Source organism: Streptomyces sp. NBC_00354 (assembly GCF_036106915.1).
Lineage (GTDB): Bacteria > Actinomycetota > Actinomycetes > Streptomycetales > Streptomycetaceae > Streptomyces.
The window spans coordinates 7,555,849-7,575,621 of record NZ_CP107983.1 but is presented as its reverse complement, the minus strand read 5'-3'; the positions used below and the strand labels follow the sequence as shown (position 1 = coordinate 7,575,621).

The window sequence follows — 19,773 nt, the reverse complement described above, 5'->3', positions numbered from 1 at the left end:
CGGCCCGGCCGCTAGGACGAGAGCTCCAGCAGCCGGGCCGCCGCGTCGCGCATCTCGACCTTGCGGATCTTCCCGGTCACCGTCATCGGGAACTCGTCCACGACGTGCACGTACCGCGGGATCTTGAAATGGGCCAGCCGCCCGTCACAGAAGGCGCGGACGGCGGCCGCGGTCAGCGGATCAGCTCCCTCGCGCATCCGCACCCACGCCATCAGCTCCTCCCCGTACTTGGGGTCCGGGACGCCGATGACCTGGACGTCCAGGACGTCCGGATGGGCGTGGAGGAACTCCTCGATCTCCCGCGGGTACACGTTCTCCCCGCCGCGGATCACCATGTCCTTGATGCGGCCGGTGATGCTCAGATAGCCGTCCTCGTCCATCACCGCCAGGTCGCCGGTGTGCATCCAGCGCGCCGCGTCGACGGCCTCGGCGGTGCGCTCCGGCTCGCCCCAGTAGCCGAGCATCACCGAGTAGCCGCGGGTGCACAGCTCCCCCGGCTCGCCACGGGGCACGGTCCGCCCGGACTGCGGATCGACCACCTTGACCTCCAGGTGCGGTCCGACGCGGCCCACGGTGGACACCCGGCGCTCGACCGAGTCGTCGGCGCGGGTCTGCGTCGACACCGGCGAGGTCTCCGTCATCCCGTAGCAGATGGACACCTCGCGCATGCCCATCCGGTCGATGACCTCCTTCATCACCTCGACCGGGCAGGGCGAGCCCGCCATGATCCCCGTACGCAGACTGGACAGGTCGTACGCGTCGAAGCCGGGTGCGGCCAGCTCGGCGATGAACATGGTGGGGACCCCGTACAGGGAGGTGCAGGACTCCGCCTCGACCGCCGCGAGGGTGGCTTCCGGCTCGAACGACGGCGCCGGGATGACCATCGCCGCGCCGTGGCTGGTGCAGGCGAGGTTGCCCATGACCATGCCGAAGCAGTGGTAGAACGGCACCGGGATGCAGACCCGGTCCTGCTCGGTGTAGTGGCACAACTCGCCGACGAAGAAGCCGTTGTTGAGGATGTTGTGGTGCGACAGGGTCGCACCCTTGGGGAAGCCGGTGGTCCCCGAGGTGTACTGGATGTTGATCGGGTCGTCCGGGCTCAGCCCGGCCCCCGCGTGGACGAGGTTGGCCGGGTCGCCCCGGCGGCCCTGCTCGAGCAGGGCCGTCCACCGCGGCCCGTCCAGCAGGACCGTGAACTCCAGCTCCGGGCAGTGCGGCCCCACCTCCTCGATCATCCCGGCGTAGTCGGAGGTCTTGAAGCGCTCCGCCGCGACGAGCAGCCGGATCCCGGACTGCCGCAGGACGTACTCCAACTCGTGTGAGCGGTAGGCCGGGTTGACGGTGACGAGGATCGCCCCGATCTTCGCGGTGGCGTACTGCACCAGTGTCCACTCGGCGCGGTTGGGCGCCCAGATGCCGACCCGGTCCCCCTTGACGATGCCCAGGTCCAGCAGGCCCAGCGCGAGGGCGTCGACGTCGGCGGCGAGCTCCTCGTACGTCCACCTGCGCCCGGCGGCGAGGTCGACGAGGGCGTCGCGGCCGGGGAACCGGCGGACGGTCCGGTCCAGGTTCTCGCCGATCGTGTCGCCCAGCAGAGGCACTTCGAAGACCCCGGATGCATAACTCGACGACGCGGTGCTCGACGCGGCAGACACACGTACCTCCTGGACTCGGTGGCGGGGCGGGGCCCGACGGGCCGGCGCCCTCCTCATGATCCTCTCCGTCCGGAACCCCGGCCACCCTCGTGGCGCCTTTCCCCCGAAGGGTGTTCCCCGTTCAGTCTTCTGTGTTCAGCGCAGGCAGCCGACGATCCTGACGGAGATCTCCGCGCTGCCGGTGAGTCCGGCCGCCGGATCGGTGGCGCTGAACACCAGCTTGTACGTTCCGTCGGGCAGCAGCGGGACGAGGAAGCGGCCCGACGCTCCCGCGCCCAGGGTCACGGGCCCGTTCGGCCCGTTGATCCGCCAGCTCGTGTACTGCGGGTCGGTGACGGGCTGGTCGCCCGGGCGGGTCCGGGCCGTCCCGGCGAACGACTCCTCGCAGCCGCGCCGCAGTTGTCCGCCGGCGCCGGGCTGCTGGATGCCCACCGCCGGGGCCTGCGGCTGCTGGCGGGTCGGCGAACTGCTCTGCGACGGGGTGGCCGGCCGGCTCGGGCCGCCCGTGGTCGGGGTCCCCGGGCTGTTGGGGCTGCCGGGCGTGGGAGACGTACCGGGCGAGGCGGTGGGGCTCGTCGTGGGCGAGGCGCCGGGGGTCGGGGCGGAGGCCGAGGGCGACGCGGAGCCCGTGCCGCCCGTCGCACCCGGCAGCGGGTCGAGTGCGGGCGGCAGTTCCGGCCTGGTGACGGCGGGCGGCGAGGGGGCCTTGGCGGGCTCGGTGGGCTTGGCGTCGACCGTGGCGCAGACCGCGCCGGCGACCAGCTCCTGACTGTCCGGCACCGGCGACACGCGCAGTGCCTGGTCGTCCGGGCCCCGGCCGTGCGTGTCGAAGTAGCCGTTGCCGGTGAGCGTCTCGCGGTCGCTGTGCTCGATCCAGACCGAGTTGTAGTAGTCGAGACCGGCCTTCTGCTGGTTCCTGCCGGTGACGTGCCATGCCTTCACCTTGTGGCCCGAGGGCTCACCGGCCGCCGGCGCGTCGGTCGGCGCGTACAGCCAGCCGTCGCCGAAGAAGCGTGTCGGAGCCTCCGCAGCGCCCTTCTCGTTGTCGGCAGGGAACTGGAAGCCGCCGCCGACCACCAGCTTCCCCTTCGGACAGGACACGGCCGTGTCCGCGCTGCCGCCGGCGGCCACCGCCACCTTCACGGTGGCCACGGACACGCTCTTCAGCCGGACACAGATCGGACGGACGGCGACTGCGTAGTTCGACTCCGGTGGCTGCGGGTCCTCGATCCGGGTCTGGCGCACGATGTTCTCGGACGAACGGAGCGGGAACACGCCGGTGCTCAGCCGGGTGCCCGGGTTGAGCGCGACCCGGGGCACGGGCTTGGTGACGCCGGCCCCCGACGACTTCGTGGTCAGGCTGTCGAGCGGGACCGGCGCGACGGCGCGGCCCGACACGGTGCGGCCCGCCCGGAACTCGATGCCCACCGGGGTGAAGTCGCCGGAACACGAGGGCCAGGCGGTGGCCTGCTCGGCCGCGTCCGCGAACGGCCCGTCGGTCGTGAGGTCGTGGATGATCGCACCGCCGGTGGCGGTCACCTTGTTGCCCCGGTCGTGGAACGCGTGCGCCTGCTCGGTCCAGTCGACGCCGCCCAGGAAATCCGGTTTCGCGTTGATGCACAGGGCGTACGAGGTGAGCGTGGCGGGCGTGTCGTCCGGGTTGTACGCGGCCGCCAGCCACGCGTCGCCCACGAAGAGACTGCTCGTGGCGAAGCCGGTGCCGGTGATCGCGTACCCGCCGCCGAGCGCCTTCTCGTGCGCCTGGCACGGGGCGACCGCGGCCTGCTCGCCGCGCGCCGCGACCGACACCGAGACACTGCGCTGAACGACCGCCAGCTGCGGGCCACCGCTGACCGCCCATACGCCGACTCCGACGGCACCGGACACCACCAGGGCGCCGGCGGCCGCCACCGCGGCCGTCTTGGCGGTGATCGCACTGCCCAGCTTCGCGAGAACTCCAGAGCCCATCGTCGATGCCCCTCCCCCGCCGTACGGCCCGAACCGCCCCGCAGCTGCGGGGCCTGGGCAATGTAGCGCTGCGTGCGACACACGTCACAGGGGCGTGAAGTATCGGTTCTGCTACGGACTCCCCGCGCGGTGGCGGCGAACCCACCCCCAGCCCGGGAGGGGGTGGCACCACTGCCACCCCCGATGCGGATGGCAGTGGTATCGAGAGGCGGGGGGCCGGCGCGGGACGATCAAGGGGACCTGACGGACCCCAGGGGGAGTTCAGACATGCACGTGTTCAAGAAGCCTGCCCGATGGCTCGCGGCCGCCGCCTGCGGGATGCTCGCCGCAGCCGTCCTGCCCGTCGGCCACGCGAGCGCCGCGCCCACCGGCGCGGGCGGCGGGAGCCCGCGGACACCCGACCGGTATCTGCACCAGCAGCTCAACTGGCAGCCCTGTCCCGGCGGATCACTGGAGTGTGCCTCGATGTCCGTGCCGAGGGACTGGTACCACCCGGACTCCGGGCCGAGCCTGACGATCGCGGTCTCCCGGCACCGGGCAGCCGATCCGGCGAAGCGCCGGGGCGTGCTCATGATGGCGGCCGGCGGCCCCGGGGCCTCGGGGCTCCCCCGGCCGGCCCGGCTCGCCTCGTACAGCCCGAAGCTGGCGGAAGCGTACGACATCGTCAGCTTCGACCAGCGCGGTGTGGGCGCGAGTACGAAGGTGGTCTGCGCGGACCAGGACAAGGTCGACGCCATGTTCGGCAGCGGCGATCTGCGCGACCGGTCGGCGGCCGCCGTCCGGCAGACCCTCGACCGCGCCCGGGACTTCGTGCAGGACTGCAAGCGCAACTCGGGCGGGCTGCTGCCGTACATCACCACCGATCAGGCCGTGCACGACATGGACCTGTACCGGGAGCTGCTCGGGGCGCAGAAGATCTCGTACTACGGGCCCTCGTACGCCAGCTTCCTCGGGGCGTACTACGCGACCGAGTTCCCCCGCCGCGTGGAACGGGTCGTCCTCGACAGCAACATCGACTTCACCGGGGACTGGCAGTCCTTCCTGACGGGGCAGCCGATGAGTTTCCAGCGCCGGTTCGAGCAGGACTTCCTGCCGTGGCTCGCGAAGAACGACGCCACGTACGACCAGGGGCGCACCCCCGAGGAGGCGCAGGCCTCGTACGAGCGGCTGCGGGCCGCGCTGCACGACCGGCCGCCGGCCGTCGAGGGGACCGTCATCACGCCCAACCACCTGGACGCGGCGACCACGAGCGCCCTGTACAACACCGACCAGTTCGCGGACCTCGCCTCGCTCCTCGGCTTCCTGGAACATCCGGAGCAGGCACCGGCGGAGACGAGGAAGGCCGTCGCCGGGCGGCTGAAGCACCTCATGAGCGCCGACTTCGTCGCCGACTACTTCGCGGTCACCTGCGGCGACACCCCGTGGAACCGCGACAGCCGGTACTGGGTGAAGGAGAGTGCCGAAGCCACGCGAACCCATCCCCTGGCCGGGGCACGGGAGTTGACGTTCGCGGGCGTCTGCGCGAACTGGCCGCGTTCCAAGGCGCCGCGCATCAAGGTCACCGGCGAGGGGCTGCCGCCGGTGCTGATGCTCAACTCGAAGAACGACCCGGCGACCTACTACGAGGCCGCCGTACGCGCCCACCGGGGGCTGGCGGGATCGCGCCTGGTCACCGTCGAGGGCGGCGACCACGGGCAGTTCCAGAACCGCAACGCGTGCGTCGACGCCCACGTCGAGGGCTATCTGCTGGACGGCACCCTGCCGGCCGGCGACACCACGTGCCCGGCGGCTCGCGGGTGATCCGCGCAGCCGGGGTACGGCGGCGCCGTCACTCCTCGATGGCGCCACCGGTCCGGCGCAGGTGCCGGCGGAAGGTGTACGAGGGGTCCGCCTCGCGCAGGACCAGGTAATCGGCGAACGCCGTCTGGCTGCGCAGGGTGTCGCCCGAGCGGATCCGGCGGGCCTGTTCGCGCTCGGTCTCCCGGATCCGGAGCGCGGTGTCCAGCACCTCCTCCACCCGGTCGGCGGCGACGAACAGCACACCGTCGGCGTCGCCGAAGACGAAGTCCCAGCCGCCCACCAGATTCGGCCCGAACCGGGCGGTGACCAGCGCCTCGGGCTCGCGTTCGTCCAGCCGTACCGGCCCGGGCGGGTGGCTTCCGTAGCTGAACACGGGCAGGCCGATCTCGGCCAGCTCGGGCGTGTCGCGGTGCAGCCCCCACACCACGAGGCCCGCCACGCCCGCGGTCTCGGCCTCGAGTACGGCGAGGTCGCCCACGCAGGCCTCGTCCGACCGGCCGCCGTTGTCGATGACCAGGACGTCGCCCGGCTCGGCGGATCCGTACGCCTCCAGGAACACGTCGACGCTGCCGTAGTGGCGGGCCGGGAGCGCGCGCCCCGCGAGCCGGTGCTCCGGCAGCACGGCGCGGATGCCGGGCGGTGCGACGCGCAGCGGCACGCCGATGCGGACGCAGGCATCGGCCACGAGCGGCGTGGACAGGTCGGTGAAGGCCTTCAGCATGCCGTCTCCCCTTCTCTCCCGGATCTGCCGGACGGGCGGCCCGGGTCGGCCGCCACCCCCCATGGTGCCTTCCCGGCCGCCCGGGGCGCGGTGTTCGGGGTGCGGCGTCGCGGGATGTCGGTGTCACGGGATGTCGGTGTCACGGGATGTCGGTGTCCGAGGGCTCCGCCTCGTAGGTGCGCGGCTCGTCGCCCTGCCATTCCACGAGCGCCGAGCCGCCGAGGACCGCCTCGTCGGGATCGGGTACGCCGGCCCGGCGCAGGAACTCGATCACGTCGGCGTCGTCGTAGGCCGTGCCGAGGACCGTGTCCTGCCCTTCGGCGCGCAGGGAGACCCGGCGGCCGCCGGCCGGGGCGATCGGGTGGACGAGGATCGGCGCATGGTGCATGGGCCCAGCCTCCGCCGGGACGGGCGGGGCCGCATCCGGGCGACGCGGTCCCGTCCGCCGTCCAGCCCTTAGAGATCCGCGGTGATGGGGAAGGCGCGCAGGGCGTGGAAGCGGAACGTGCTCGCCCAGGGGAGCTCCTCCACGGGGCGGGCCGGGCGGAGCCCGGGCAGCCGGTCGAGGAGCGCGCCCAGCGCGAGCGTGATCTGCAGGCGGGCCAGCGGCGCGCCGAGGCAGTAGTGCAGCCCGTGGCCGAGTGCGAGGTGGGCCTTGTCCTCCCGGTCGATGTCGAAGCGGTCGGGATCCGGGTAGCGGGCCGGGTCACGGTGCGCCGAGGCCAGGCAGAACAGGACCGTGTCGCCGGCCGGGATGCGGACGCCGCCGATCTCCACCGGCTCGGTCGGGAAGCGGCGGATCGCCGTCTGGTTGGGGCCTGCGTACCGCAGCAGCTCCTCGACGGCTTCGGGGAGCCGGGCCGGGTCGGCGCGCAGGGCGGCGAGCTGGTCCGGGTGGGTGAGCAGGGTGAGGACCCCGCCGGAGACGACGTGCTGGACGGTCTCGCTGCCGGCCATCAGGATCAGGAAGGCGAGCGAGACCAGCTCGTCCTCGGTGAGCCGGTCCTCCTCGTCGCGCGCCGCGATCAGGCTCGACAGCATGTCGTCGCCGGGGCGGGCGCGCCGCTGCGCCACCAGGTCGACGAGGAACCGGTGGACGTGGCCGATGGCCGCCACGAGCTCCTCCTTCGAGCGCGGGGCGAGCATGGTGGCGACCCAGCCGGAGAACCGGTCCTGGTCGGGGGCGGGGACGTGCAGCAGTTCGCCGATGGTCCGCAGCGGCAGCGGTCTGGCGAACTCGGCGACCAGGTCCGCCTCGCCGGAGCAGGTGATCCGGTCGGCGAGCCGGGCGGTCAGCTCGTCGACGGAGTCCTGGATGCCGGCGCGCAGCAGCTCGACGTGCCGGGCGGTGAAACCCTTCGACACGAGGCGGCGCAGCCGCAGGTGGTCCTCCGGGTCGATGTTGAGGAGGTTGCCGTCGAGGGCCGGCGGGAGGCAGAAGCCGCTGAACCCGGTCGTCGAATGGCGCTTGTTGACGGAGAGGCGGGGGTCGGCGAGCCCGGCCCGTACGTCCGACGCGTGGGTGACCAGCCAGACCGGGGAGCCGTCGGGCAGCGCGACGCGGTGCACCGGACCGGTGGCGCGCAGGCGCGCGTAGACGGCGTGGGGGTCGCGTGCGAACGACTCGTCGAACGGGCACGGGAGGGGTGGCGTGGTGGTGGTTGCTGCGTTCTGGGTCATGCCTCGTCTTGTTTCCTCGTCCGATCAGGATGGCCGGTACGCGCCGGAGGTCACTCGGCGCCGATGCGGCCGCCGAGCCACTCCATCGCGGGCGGGATCTCCCGCCTCCACGTGTTGAAGCCGTGCCCGCCGTGGTCGAGGGTGATCGACGAAACGCGTGCCGGCTCCTTCACCTTCTCTATGAACTTCTGCGTCGGCTTGTAGTTCCCCTCGCCCTGCTGAGAGGTCGACACCAGGAAGGAGGACTTGCCCTGCGGCAGGTTGTCCAGGCTCCACAGCAGGTCGGATCGTTTCTCCTCGGCGGTGTTCCCGTGGAACAGATCGCCGGAGTCCTCGTCGATCTCCGGCTTGTAGTCCGCCGAGAGCCCCACCCCGGCCGCATAGGTCTCCGGGTGCTCCAACGCGAGCTTCAGCGCGCAGTAACCCCCCGTGGAATCCCCCATGACGGCCCAGTTCGAGGGCGAGGTGCCGACGCGGTAGGCGCCGGATATCGCCTTGGGCAGGTCCGTACCGAAGAAGGTCTCGCTGAGCGGGCCGCCCGGCACGTCGATGCACTGCGTGTTGCGGGTCGGCACCACCGAGGGCTGCATCATGACCATGATCATCGGCGGCATCTTCTTCTGCTTGGCGAGCTTCCACGCCGTCTTCGGGTAATCCAGCCCCTTGAGCAGGTTCTGCGCCATCCCCGGGAATCCGGTGAGCACGACCGTGGCCGGGAACTTCCTGTGCTCGTTCCCCTTCTGGAAGTACTCCGGCGGCAGGTACACGTAGGCCTGGACGGCGGCCTTGGACCGCTCGCCCTGCACCGTGACCTTCTCGATCCCGCCGCCCACGTGCGGTGTGCCGCCGCCGGGCACGTCCGTCGGCTGCCGGCCGAGGAGCCGCACCCCAGAGCCGGCCGGCGCGCCCTCGCCCATGGTGGGCATCGGCCGTTCCACACCGGCCAGGTCCGCCCAGGAACCGTAGAGCAGGAAGGTCCGGTTGGCCGTGAGGCCGATCGAGGCGAGCAGCAGCACCTGCAGCGTCAGCACCACACCGACCCGGCCGAACACCGGCCGCCGGCCCCGGCTGCCGAGGCGTGGCCACAGCCACACGGCGGACGCGAAGGCCAGCACCGTGGCGAGTACGACGACGATCAGGAGCGTGCTGCTTGTCAGACTCACGAATCAGGGGAACTCTCTGCGTGGTGTCGGCACGGACCGGCTGGTCCGGCGGCGCCGCCGGTGCGTGCGCACAGGGCTAGAGAGCAACGGGAGCCGATCCGTTCCACACCGTTTTCGGGACCGGAGCCATCCAGCCAATCTGTTGACATGGGCCTGACATTTCAAGGTCCCTGTGGGACCTTCCCCGGCGTGTCTCGAAAGCTCTCTCCCCCGGCCATGACGGAAACCGCCCCCGACGGCCGGGTGCACGCCGGCGAGGCCCCCCAAGGCCCCGCTTCACACCCCACGAGGACGTGGCGAAGAGGAGCGACAGGATGAAGATCTCGACCTGGCCGGGCGTGACCGCCCTGGCAGCAGCAGTGATCGTCGGCGGAGCGACGTCGGCGACGGCCCTCGGCCCCACGGCCGACCAGCGGGTCGACGGCGTCATCGTCGTCGCCGGCAACACCTGTACGTGGACCAACGCGCACACCAGCGCCAACCCCCCGAGCGCACTGAGCGTCGACCGCACCACCATCAACACACCGGGCGGCAACCTCGGCTGCAGCGGGAGCATCACGGCCGGCCTCAACAACAACCCGGCGTTCACCTTCGACGACGCCGCCGGCGTCGCCAAGGCCGACGCCATCGACATCACGGGCAAGCAGAGCTTCATATCCTGCCGTTACAAGGCCACGAACATCACGTGGAACCGCGACGGAGTCACCCGCAAGTACGTCAACCAGGCCTTCACCGCGACCAAGACCTCGGGCAGCTTCCTCTGCCCCGGCTCGGTCACGACGGCGGCCGGGGACGCCTCGATGCTCTTCCACTGATCCCGCACCCGCCGCAGCTGTGCCGCAGCCCCGCCGGGGCTGCGGCACACCGGTTTCGGCGCGGGTCAGGGCCGGATCTCGAGGGTGCAGCACTTGACGCTGCCGCCGCCCTTGAGGAGTTCGGACAGGTCCATGCCGATGGGGCGGAAGCCGCGCTCGCGCAGCCGGCCGGCCAGCCCCTCGGCCGCCTCGGGGAGCACCACGTTCAGGCCGTCGCTGACGGCGTTCAGCCCGAATACCGCGGCATCCTCGGCGGATACGAGCAGCGCGTCGGGGAAGAGCGTCTCCAGGAGGGCGCGGCTACCGGGGGCGAAGGCCTCCGGGTGGTACATGATCTCGTCACCGTCGAGTACGGCGAGCGCCGTGTCGAGGTGGTAGTAGCGCGGGTCGACCAGCTCCAGGCTGATGACGGGCCGGCCGAAGAAGGCCTCCGCCTCCTGGTGGCTGCGCTCGTCGCTGCGGAAGCCGTAGCCGGCCAGGACGAAGCCGGCGGTGACCAGGAAGTCGCCCTCGCCCTCGTTGACGTACTCCGGGTCGTGCAGCTCGGTGAAGCCGTTCTCGCGGAACCAGTCCAGGTACGCCGGCCCCTCGGGAATGCGCTCGGCGTTGCGGAAGCGGGCGCCGAGGACGCGGCCGTCGACGACGGTGGCCCCGTTGGCGGCGTACACCATGTCGGGCAGGCCCGGCACCGGGTCGATCAGCTCGACGGTGTGCCCGAGCTCGCGGTACAGCTCGCGCAGCCGCTCCCACTGGAGGACGGCGAGTTCGGTGTCGACCGGCTTCTCCGGGTCCATCCAGGGGTTGATCGCGTAGACCACCTCGAAGTGGGAGGGGCGGCACATCAGGTACCGGCGCGGGCGCTGCTCGCGCGGCCGGGCGGAGGGCATCGGGGCAGAGTTCATGGTCGCTCCCGGGCGGGGGCCACGGTGGTGGCCGATATGAGGGGGTCTTCCAGGCCGAGCGTGCGCGCCCCGGACGAACGGCGGGTGAAGCCGGCACGGCCGGCGGGCGCGCAGTGAGCGAGCTCCACCCGCCGGCGCCGTGCAACCGCCCCGGCCGCCCCCGGCAGCCGCTGCCGGGGGCAACGGGTCATGTCAGGTGGGTCAGGCCGGGCAGATGCCGCGCTCGTGGTCGACCGTGGCGGTCGCGCTGGAGTACTGCCACTGCGGGGTCAGGAGCTGGGCGTCGAGCTGCCCGGCCGCCGCCGGGCTCTCCACCACGTAGCCGAAGTCCTGGAGCCACGACGGGTAGAGGTTCTTGGAGCCGATGTAGAAGGCCGAGTCGTCCACGGAGACCACCTTGTGGTGCTGCGCGTACGGGTGGCCGTCCGCCCACGTCGGGCTCTGCGCACTGCGGAACGTGGCCAGCTGGAGGTTCGAGCACATCGCGGCCTTGGCCGTGCGCTGGTCGCCGGTCAGCAGGGCGAGGCGGCCCTGGAGGGTGTCGCTGACCTCCGAGAGCGACTTGATCTGCGAGTAGCCTCCGCTGCCCACGGCTCCGCGGTTGGCGGGGTCACTGACGACGATGCGGACCTTCACACCGGCGGCCATCCGTGCGGCGAGGGCGTCGTAGACGCGGATGTCGAAGCGGGGCAGCGGCGGGCAGGTCGCGTTGACGTCCTGCTGGGAGATCTCGATGTGCCGGTTCGCGCTGGAGATCAGCGTCCGCAGGGCGCTCTCCTCCGGGTTGACCGTGTCGTAGTCGCGGTCGGCGTTGGTGTTGTCGTGCAGGCCGACGGTGCACCTGGTGTCGGGGGCGCTCGGCAGGGTGGGCCGGAAGGCCGAGGACGGGTCGTTGCGCTGGATTCCGACGCCGAGTCCGCCGACGGCGATGGCCGGTACGTTGCCCGGGCTCGCCGGGGGCGTGGCCGGAGGAGCATCCTCGGCCAGCGTGGGCATGCACCCGGCCCCGTTGGACGAGGCGAACCAGACACTGGCGATGTTGCCCTTGTTCCGGCAGGTCCAGGACCACAGCGCGTCGAGGTAGCGGCCGGCGGACGCGGCGGCCGGCCCGCGCAGGGCGAGGTCGACGTCGGCGACCGGATGGGCGGTCTCCAGGTAGTCGCCCTTCCAGCTGTTGATGCCGCCGGTGATCACTGACCGGCCGTCGACCACGAGGAGCTTGGAGTGGTTCCACGAGAACGCCGTCTTCGAGGTGGTCATCGAGGCGACGTTCAGGTCGATGTCGCGGGCGTCCGCGCCGAGCCTGGCGACGAGCTCGTCACGGTACTTCGAGGGCACCACGTTCAGGTGGTAGAGCGGCGCGGCACCGACCAGGACGCGCACCTTGAGCTTGTTCCCGCGCGCGGCCGAGGACTTGAGGCCCGCGACGATCGCGTCCTGGAACGCGCCGTCGGGTAACGGTGCGAGAGTCGATATGTCGATGGTCTGCGTCGCCTGGGAGATGTTCTCCGTCATCTTCGAGAGGAGCCGCTCGGTTCCCGGCCGTGCGGTGCAGGTGTCGTCGCCCCAGCAGCCCGGGGTCTGCAGCAGCCAGTCGGCGCCGCCGGGAGTCGAGGCGTCGAGGATGTTGCCGCCGGTGCGTTCCCACACCTGGCCTTCGAGGCCGGGGGAAACCTGGCGGAGCGTCTGCTCCACCGCATCGAGGTGGGGCGCCGGGGTGGCGGCGGGTCCGGAGCCGGCCGCCGCGGCGGTCGAGGCCGGAACGGCGGTGAACAGGGCCAGCAGGACCGCCGACACCGCCCCGCGCGTGGCGGGAGCGGACGGGCGGGGAAGGGAATGGCGGTGCAATGTGACTTCCTTGCAGGAGGGATCACCGTCGCCGCGTGGGGGCGACCGGCCAGATCAACTCGCGGAAGTTACCACCGGGTCGGAAGCGCCCGGAATTCCCGCTCATCGGATTCGGCCACGTCGGCGCGGCGGGCGCTGCAGGGCGCACAGCCGGGCCGAACTGGCCGGATTGGACAAGTGGTCGATGGAACGACCACGATGATGCGCGCTAGATCGCGGCCGCTCAGGGGGGCAGAACCGCCCATATGGTGATGTTCCTCCGATCGTTGCGCTACGTCCCCGTTTCCGACACCGGAGAGTTTCAGCCATGAGCTTCGGCGACCCGAACAACCCGTACGGCCAGCAGCCCCCGCAGGGTCAGCCCGGTTACCCGCAGCAGGCCCCCCAGGGCGTGCCGCCGCAGTACGGATACCCGCAGCAGCCTCCGCAGGGCGTCCCCCCGCAGCAGGGCGTCCCCCCGCAGCAGTACGGCTACCCGCAGCAGGCCCCGCCGCCGTACGGCGCGTACCCGCCGCCCGGGATGCCCGGCATGCCCGGCTCCGGTATGCCGCCGCTCGCCCACTGGGGCCAGCGCTTCGGCGCGTACCTGCTCGACCTGCTGATCATCGCGGGTCCGATGTACGCGCTGGGGTTCATCGACCTCGCCACCGCGGACAACCCGGCCACGGCCGAGCCCGGCATCTTCTTCACGATCGGCGTGCTGTACGCGATCGGCATGGCCATCTTCCAGCTGTACAAGGAGGGCACCACCGGTCAGACGATCGGCAAGAAGGTCCTCGGCATCAGCGTGCGCCGCGAGGCCGACGGCAACACCCTCGGCTTCGGCATGGCGTTCGTCCGCAAGCTGGCCCACGCCCTCGACAGCCTCGCCTGCTACGTGGGCTGGCTGTGGCCGCTGTGGGACGAGAAGAAGCAGACCTTCGCCGACAAGGTGTGCAGCACCGTCGTGATCACGGTCCCCAAGGGCTGAGGCCACCCCTCTCCCTTTCTCCCACCCGGCAGCGGAGTTCGTCCGCTGCCGGGTGGGCGCGTTTGGACGTCGGCGCAGCCCTCGGCGGCTGCGGCGGTGCGGCCCGGCCCGGTATCGGCTTGGCGAACACACTTCCGCCAGAAGGCTGGTTGGATAGCGACGCTGTCCAAGAACGGGATCGCGGCACTCGCCAAGGAGGGCAACAAGAGATGAGGCTGGCAGAGCTGAGCGAGCGGAGCGGCGTCTCCACCTCGACCGTCAAGTACTACCTGCGGGAAGGCCTGTTGCCGCCCGGACGGAGGGTCAGCGCAACGACCGCCGAGTACGACGAGGGCCACCTGCGCCGGCTGCGGCTGATCCGCGCGCTGCTCCAGGTCGGCAGGATCCCGGTGGCGACGGCCCGGGAGGTGCTCCGCCACATCGACGACGACTCCCTGGGCCGGACGATCCGCCTCGGCGCCGCCCTGTGGGCGCTGCCGCACGGGCCCGAACCGGACGAGGGGGACGAGGCCGTGGCGGCTGCGCACCGGGAGGTGGACCGGCTGCTCGGCATACTCGGCTGGACGACCGCCCGGGAGCTCGGCTCCCTCTCCCCCGTCCACCGGTCGCTGGTGGTGGCGGTGGCCTCGCTCATCCGGCTCGGCTATCCCTGGCATGCCGAACTGATGGCTCCGTACGCCGAGTTGATGCACCAGGCGGCGATCCGCGACCTGGACTTCGTGGAGACCCATCCCTCCGAGGCCGAGAAGGTCGAGACCGCCGTGGCGGCGACCGTGCTGTTCCAGCCGGTGATGAAGGCACTGCACCGGCTGGCCCAGGAGGAGGAGTCGTTCCGGCGGTACGGCCTGTGAGCCGGGGGCGGGCTCACGGCTCACAGACCCCGAGCCCGTCCCGCCCGACCGACCGACCGCTACGAAGCCGCCGCCAGGGCCGTCCTCAACCGCCGCGCCTGCGTGACGAGTTGTGAGGAACCGCTCCGCGCAGCGGCCTCGGCCAGCCCCGCCGGGGCGGGACCGCGCGCACCGCAGCGCTCCACACAGTCCGCGGCCACCGCCAGCAGCTCGCCCGTGCCCCGCGCGGCGGCGCCCCCCGCCAGCAGCGGCGGCAGCGCCTCCGCGAGCACCGCCCAGGTCGTGGCGTACGCGCCGGTGGCGGCGGCCGCGCGCGCCGCCTCGGCCAGCCGGCTGGGCTTCACCGTGCCCAGACCGAGCAGTTCGGCCAGATCCCGCCCGACCCTCGGGGCGTCCAGCTCGCCGCGGGCCGCGAGGAGCAGCAGCGCATCGACGGCCGCGCGGCGGTCCTCGGCATGGCCCGCGCCGAGACCGGTCGCCACCGCCAGGTGCAGGGCGGGGCCCGCCGGTCCGCCCAGCTCCGCCAGCCGCGGCAGCGGTGCCCCCGCGCCGCGCTCCCGGGCCGTGGCGCCCGCGGTCACCTCGGGCAGCAGCCAGGCCGCCTGCGTCTCGCGGTCCTCGGGCAGGACGGCCTGCTGGACGAGGCCGCCCTCGCACGCGCGGCAGCAGCTGCGGGCCGGCTCGGCCAGCGCCAGGTCCAGCCTGCGGAACACCGCCGGGAACTCCTGCCGGACGACGCACCGTTCCCGGGGCTCGAGCACGATCTGCCGGGCCGCCGCCGGGGGCCGGTCCCACCAGAGGCGGCCGGCCTGCGGGTCCGGCACCGCCGCCGGGACCGTCACGCGGCGCAGCACCGCGGGCGGTTCACCCGCACCCGTGAGCCAGGCCGCCAGCCGCTCGCCCTCGGGGGTGCCGAGCGCGGCTGCCGCGGGCGCGGCCCCGGGGTCGCGCCGTACGCGCAGCAGCGCCTGGGCGAAGTCGGCCGGGGCGGGCTCCGCGCCGAGCCTCCGGTACGCGGCGAGCCGTCCGACGAGCTCCTCGGGCTCCAGCGAGCCGGTCTCCCAGGTGGGGGTGGCGAGCAGGAACGGCAGCGGGTCGGTGAGGACGCGGTACGCAGCCTCACCGACCCGGGAGACCGTCACGGCGCTCAGCGCGGCGTGGACGCAGTCCGGCCGGCAGCCGTCGCCGCGCGGGCCCCGCTCCGGTCGCAGGTCGTACGCGCGGACCCGGCCGAGCACCGCGGCCGCCATCGGCTCCAGCCCGGACAGACGTTCCGGATCCACCGGCCGGCCGCCCCCGGGATGCCACCAGCGGCCGCCGAGGACCGGGCGCAGGGCTTCGGCCAGAGCGGCACGGTCGTGGTGGGCGTGCCGGACGAGGCCGTCGAGGGCGGACTCGAACGCGGCGGCGGTCTGCTCCCCGCACGTGACGGAGGCCGCCACCAGGTCGGCGGTCCCGGCGAGCGTCGGGGGTTCGGCGGCGAGGCGGCGGCGTACCGGCGCCGGGGGCAGGACCTCCACGTACGCCGGCTCCGCGCAGCTGCCGCCCGCGGACCCGAGCAGCTCGGCGGCGGCACGCCGGTGGACGGGGCTCAACGCATCGGCGTGGAGGGCGAGTTCCCGGCGCAGCTCCCGGTCGCCGGGCCGCAGGTGCCGGACGAGCAGTCCGAGGGCGCGCTCCTGCAGGGCGGTGTCCTCGTGCCCGAAGGCGCCGGCGACGGTGGGCAGCACTGCGTGCCGGGCGGCCGGGTCGCGTCGTAAAGCCTGGCCCAGGAGCACCAGTTGGGCGCGTACGAGCTTCTTCTCCGGTCGGCGGAGCACGGCACACGACATCTGCACGAGCTGCTGCGCCGGCAGCTCGCCCGCCTCGGACAGCCGGGCGAGCACCTGCTGGGCGTGTCCGGCGAGCGGCGACGGCCCGTCGGCGGCCATCGCGATCCAGTCGGCCGTGCGCTCCCGCTCCTCGGCCGGGGTGAGTTCGAGGCGTTCCAGCATGGCGAGGAAGAACTTCAGCTGGTTCTGCCGGCCGCCGCGCAGCAGGCGGGCGACGCAGCCGTCGACCAGGACGCGGCGTTCGACGATCCCCTCCTGCGCGAGCGCGGCAAGCTCGGACGGCCAGTGGTTCGGGGCCGTCGGGTCGCTGCACCAGTGGAGCGCCTCGGGGGATTCGGCCGTCACGAAGAGCTGGGGCACCAGCTCGCGTGCGTACGGATCCTGGCGCAGGACGATCGACAGCGGGCTGTGCGTGGAACGGGCACGGTCCATCGTGAAGATGGACCGGACCCAGCCGTGCACGAACGCGTCGGTGGTGGGGACGGGGCAGTCGGCGAGCCGGACCAGCTCCCTGATCAGCGGATAGTCCGCCTCGGCGGTCGCGGGGCGGTCGGCGAGGCGGTGGGCGAGGTCGCCGAGCCAGCCGGGGTCGCGGTCGGCGAGCAGGTCGAGCAGCAGCCCGGTCGGTAACTGCTGCCCGTCGCGCAGATCGGGCGCGCCGATCCAGGAGGCCGCGGCGGCCGCGCCGGTGTGGCAGCCGGCGCCTGCGACGAGCAGGCCGGAGCGGATGCGGTCACGCTCCTGCCAGTGGTTCCAGTCCCAGCCGCGTATCTCGCGGCGCAGATCGGCGAGTCGGGCGAGCAGCTCCCGGCGCTCGGGCGGCGTGAGCGGCTTGAGCAGGCGGGGGATCAGGTCGGTGCGGCCTTCGCGGACCGCCTCGAGTATCGGGCTCATCGGGTTCATCGGGCTCATCGGCTCCTCCGGTGACAGGTCCTGGGGTGGTGACGGCCTCACGCTGCACCGTGCGCTGGGCTGCACCGTGCGGACGGCGGTGCATGCGGACGGCGGTGCGTGGGGGCGTGCGTGCACGGGACTCGGCGGCCACGGTAATCCGGCCCGCCCGCGGCAGGTGCCGGCTCAGGCCCCCGGCTGGCCGATTCCCGGTCCTGGCGGCGGTGTCCGCCCGGGGGGCGACGGACCGTCACCTCATGGCCCCCGGTGGCGTTATGGGGCTGCCGCCCTGCGGGGCCACCGACCCGGGAGGACATCCGATGCCACGATGCGACCGGCCCCGGCCGTCCCGCAGCCCCGGGCTCCCGGCCCTCCTCGTGCTGCTGGTCCTCGCGGCCGCGCCGGGCGGGGCCGCCGCGCTGCCCGTCACCCCGTCGGCGGAACCCGCCCCGCCCGCCGCATCCGCCCCGGCCTCCGGTCCGGTACGCACCGGCGTCCCCGCCGCCCGGGCCGCGCTGCGGCGGCTGCTGCCCCGGCACGCCGGCCAGTTCACCCTGCTGCCCGGTCCCCGCAGCGCCGACGGCCAGGACAGCTTCACGGTGTCCGGCCGGGCCGGGGCCGTCGTCGTCCGGGGCAGTACGCCGGCGACCGTGCTGACCGGGGTCGGCTGGTACCTGCGGCACGTCGCCCACGTGGACATCGGCTGGCCGGGCGACAGCCTGGGCGCCCTGCCGGACGTCCTGCCCGGCCCCCCCGCAGCCGGTCACCCGCAGCGCCCTGGTGCGCCACCGGTACGCCCTCAACGACACCGACGACGGATACGCGGGCGCGTACCGCACGTGGGAGGAGCGCCGGCGGCAGATCGACCTGCTCGCCCTTCACGGCATCAACGAGGTGCTGGTCCAGGTCGGCGCGGAGTACCCGTACTACGCGGCCCTCCAGCGGTACGGATACACGGCGGCGGAACTGCGCGCATGGATCCCGGGCCCCGCGCACCAGAGCTGGTGGCTGCTGCAGAACCTGAGCGGGTTCGGGGGTCCGGTCGGCGAGCAGCTGATCGAGGAGCGGGCGGCGCTCGGCGGGCGGGTCGCCGACGAACTGCGCGCCCTCGGCATGACCCCGGTCCTGCCCGGCTTCTTCGGCACGGTCCCGCCGGGCTTCGCCGACCGCAACCCCGGCGCCCGGGTACGGCCCCAGGGCACCTGGGACGGGTTCACCCGGCCCGACTGGCTGGATCCCGCCGGGCCCGTGTTCGCCGCGCTCGCGGCCGACTACTACGCGGCGCAGCGCGCCCGGTTCGGCGACAGCGCGATGTACCGCATGAGCCCGCTGCACGAGGGCGGGACGGCGGCGTCGGTCGATGTGAAGGCGGCCGCGGGCGCCGTGCAGAAGGCCCTCGGCACGGCCCGTCCGGGGGCGGTCTGGGCCGTGCTGGGCTGGCAGGACGATCCGACGAGGGAGCTCCTCTCCGGGGTGGACACCTCCCGGATGCTGATCGTGGACGGCATGTCCGAGCGCTACGAGAAGCCGGACCGCGAGACCTCCTGGGTGCACACCCCGTACGCGCTGGGCACGATCCACAACTTCGGCGGGCACACGACGGTCGGCGCCAACACCTCCGTCTGGATCCGGCGGTTCGACGCGTGGCGGGCCAGGCCGGACAGCGCGCTGACCGGCATCGCGTACATGCCGGAGGCGGCCGGGACCGATCCGGCGGCGTTCGAGCTGTTCACCGATCTTGCCTGGGAGCCCGGGCCGATCGACCAGCAGGCGTGGTTCGCCGCGTACGCGCGCAGCCGTTACGGCGGAGCGGACGCGTACGCGGAGGCCGCCTGGGAGGCGCTGCGGAGCGGCCCCTACAGCACCGGTACGGACACCGCGCAGCCCCAGGACGGCCTGTTCACCGCCCGCCCGAGCCTGACGGCGAACAAGGCGAGCACCTGGGCGCCCGGGGGAATGCGCTACCCGGCGGCGTCGGTGCGCAGCGCGCTGGACGCGCTGCTCGAGGTCGCGCCCGGGCTGCGCCGTTCGAGCGCCTACCGGGCGCTGCTCGAGGTCGCGCCCGGGCTGCGCCGTTCGAGCGCCTACCGCTACGACCTGGTGGACACCTCGCGCCAGGCCCTCGCCAACCATGCGCGGGTGCTGCTGCCGCAGATCAGGGCCGCGTACCAGGGCGGGGAGCTGGGCCGGTTCCGTTTGCTGGTGGCGGAGTGACAGCGCGACGAGCGGCTGCTGGCGGCCGTCACCGGATCCGACCGGAACTTCCTGTTCGGCAGGTGGACGGCCGACGCCCGTTCCTGGGGTGTGAACGACGCGGAGCGCGACCGCTACGAGTACGACGTCCGCTCCCTGCTGACCACATGGGGCACCCGCACCGCCAGCGAGCCGCCGTCCGCGCTGCACGACTACGCGAACCGCGAATGGGCGGGGCTGCTGGAGGAGTTCTACGCGCCGCGCTGGGCCCGGTACTTCGCCTCGCTGGACCGGGCTCTGGTCTCGGGCGAGGCGCCGGAGGCGATCGACTGGTACGCCGTCGAGGAGGCCTGGGCGCGCCGTACGAGCTCGCATCCGACGGAGCCGAGCGGGGATCCGTACGCACTCGCGCGCGCCGTCGCGGACGCGCTGCCGCCCGCGGACGCACGGACCTGAGGCTTCCGGTCCGCCGGACTCCCCTGGG

At 73.0% G+C, this 19,773-nt stretch carries 13 protein-coding genes and 2 pseudogenes; 6 read left to right on the top strand and 9 right to left on the bottom strand.

What is annotated here, in order from left to right:
- Positions 1-11: 11 nt before the first annotated feature.
- Both OHT74_RS34715 and OHT74_RS34710 read right to left on the bottom strand, forming a co-directional pair.
- Entirely contained in the window at positions 12-1,712 is a 1,701-nt protein-coding gene (locus tag OHT74_RS34715) for an AMP-binding protein (protein ID WP_328622394.1), read from the bottom strand.
- 78 nt (positions 1,713-1,790) lie between these two features.
- Complete coding sequence (locus tag OHT74_RS34710; RefSeq protein ID WP_328622393.1) at positions 1,791-3,623, bottom strand: hypothetical protein; 1,833 nt, start codon at positions 3,621-3,623, stop codon at positions 1,791-1,793.
- A gap of 267 nt (positions 3,624-3,890) precedes the next feature.
- On the opposite strand from OHT74_RS34710, the gene OHT74_RS34705 reads away from it, so the two are divergent.
- On the top strand, positions 3,891-5,423 hold the full coding sequence (locus tag OHT74_RS34705; RefSeq protein ID WP_328622392.1) for an alpha/beta hydrolase: 1,533 nt from the start codon (positions 3,891-3,893) through the stop codon (positions 5,421-5,423).
- 28 nt (positions 5,424-5,451) lie between these two features.
- On the opposite strand, the gene OHT74_RS34700 is transcribed toward OHT74_RS34705, so the two are convergent.
- From OHT74_RS34700 to OHT74_RS34685, 4 genes are all read right to left on the bottom strand, one after another.
- Positions 5,452-6,144 (bottom strand): RraA family protein, encoded by a 693-nt coding sequence (locus OHT74_RS34700; RefSeq protein ID WP_266670174.1) that lies wholly within the window; start codon positions 6,142-6,144, stop codon positions 5,452-5,454.
- Between the two features lie 139 nt (positions 6,145-6,283).
- Positions 6,284-6,532 (bottom strand): hypothetical protein, encoded by a 249-nt coding sequence (locus OHT74_RS34695; protein ID WP_328622391.1) that lies wholly within the window; start codon positions 6,530-6,532, stop codon positions 6,284-6,286.
- Positions 6,533-6,600: 68 nt separating this feature from the next.
- A complete protein-coding gene (locus OHT74_RS34690; RefSeq protein ID WP_328622390.1) occupies positions 6,601-7,824 on the bottom strand; it encodes a cytochrome P450 family protein in 1,224 nt (407 codons plus the stop codon).
- Positions 7,825-7,874: 50 nt separating this feature from the next.
- Positions 7,875-8,987, bottom strand: coding sequence for an alpha/beta hydrolase (locus OHT74_RS34685; RefSeq protein WP_266670170.1), 1,113 nt, complete (start codon positions 8,985-8,987; stop codon positions 7,875-7,877).
- Between the two features lie 314 nt (positions 8,988-9,301).
- On the opposite strand from OHT74_RS34685, the gene OHT74_RS34680 reads away from it, so the two are divergent.
- Positions 9,302-9,802 (top strand): hypothetical protein, encoded by a 501-nt coding sequence (locus OHT74_RS34680; RefSeq protein WP_266670168.1) that lies wholly within the window; start codon positions 9,302-9,304, stop codon positions 9,800-9,802.
- A 65-nt stretch (positions 9,803-9,867) separates the two neighbouring features.
- Here OHT74_RS34680 and ddaH read toward each other — a convergent pair whose 3' ends face one another.
- Both ddaH and OHT74_RS34670 read right to left on the bottom strand, forming a co-directional pair.
- Positions 9,868-10,704: a dimethylargininase gene (ddaH, locus tag OHT74_RS34675; RefSeq protein ID WP_328622389.1), complete on the bottom strand. Its 837-nt coding sequence runs from the start codon at positions 10,702-10,704 to the stop codon at positions 9,868-9,870.
- 201 nt (positions 10,705-10,905) lie between these two features.
- Complete coding sequence (locus OHT74_RS34670; RefSeq protein WP_328622388.1) at positions 10,906-12,552, bottom strand: phospholipase D-like domain-containing protein; 1,647 nt, start codon at positions 12,550-12,552, stop codon at positions 10,906-10,908.
- A gap of 307 nt (positions 12,553-12,859) precedes the next feature.
- Here OHT74_RS34670 and OHT74_RS34665 point away from each other — a divergent pair, with 307 nt between their 5' ends.
- A complete protein-coding gene (locus OHT74_RS34665) occupies positions 12,860-13,522 on the top strand; it encodes an RDD family protein (RefSeq protein WP_328622387.1) in 663 nt (220 codons plus the stop codon).
- A 209-nt stretch (positions 13,523-13,731) separates the two neighbouring features.
- A complete protein-coding gene (locus OHT74_RS34660) occupies positions 13,732-14,373 on the top strand; it encodes a MerR family transcriptional regulator (protein ID WP_328622386.1) in 642 nt (213 codons plus the stop codon).
- Between the two features lie 59 nt (positions 14,374-14,432).
- On the opposite strand, the gene OHT74_RS34655 is transcribed toward OHT74_RS34660, so the two are convergent.
- Positions 14,433-17,099: a DUF6493 family protein gene (locus OHT74_RS34655; protein ID WP_328622385.1), complete on the bottom strand. Its 2,667-nt coding sequence runs from the start codon at positions 17,097-17,099 to the stop codon at positions 14,433-14,435.
- Between the two features lie 101 nt (positions 17,100-17,200).
- On the opposite strand from OHT74_RS34655, the pseudogene OHT74_RS34650 reads away from it, so the two are divergent.
- Both OHT74_RS34650 and OHT74_RS34645 read left to right on the top strand, forming a co-directional pair.
- Positions 17,201-17,782, top strand: a pseudogene (locus OHT74_RS34650) (alpha-N-acetylglucosaminidase N-terminal domain-containing protein); the annotation flags it as partial.
- Between the two features lie 94 nt (positions 17,783-17,876).
- Positions 17,877-19,745 (top strand): annotated as a pseudogene (locus OHT74_RS34645) (alpha-N-acetylglucosaminidase).
- Positions 19,746-19,773 lie beyond the last annotated feature (28 nt).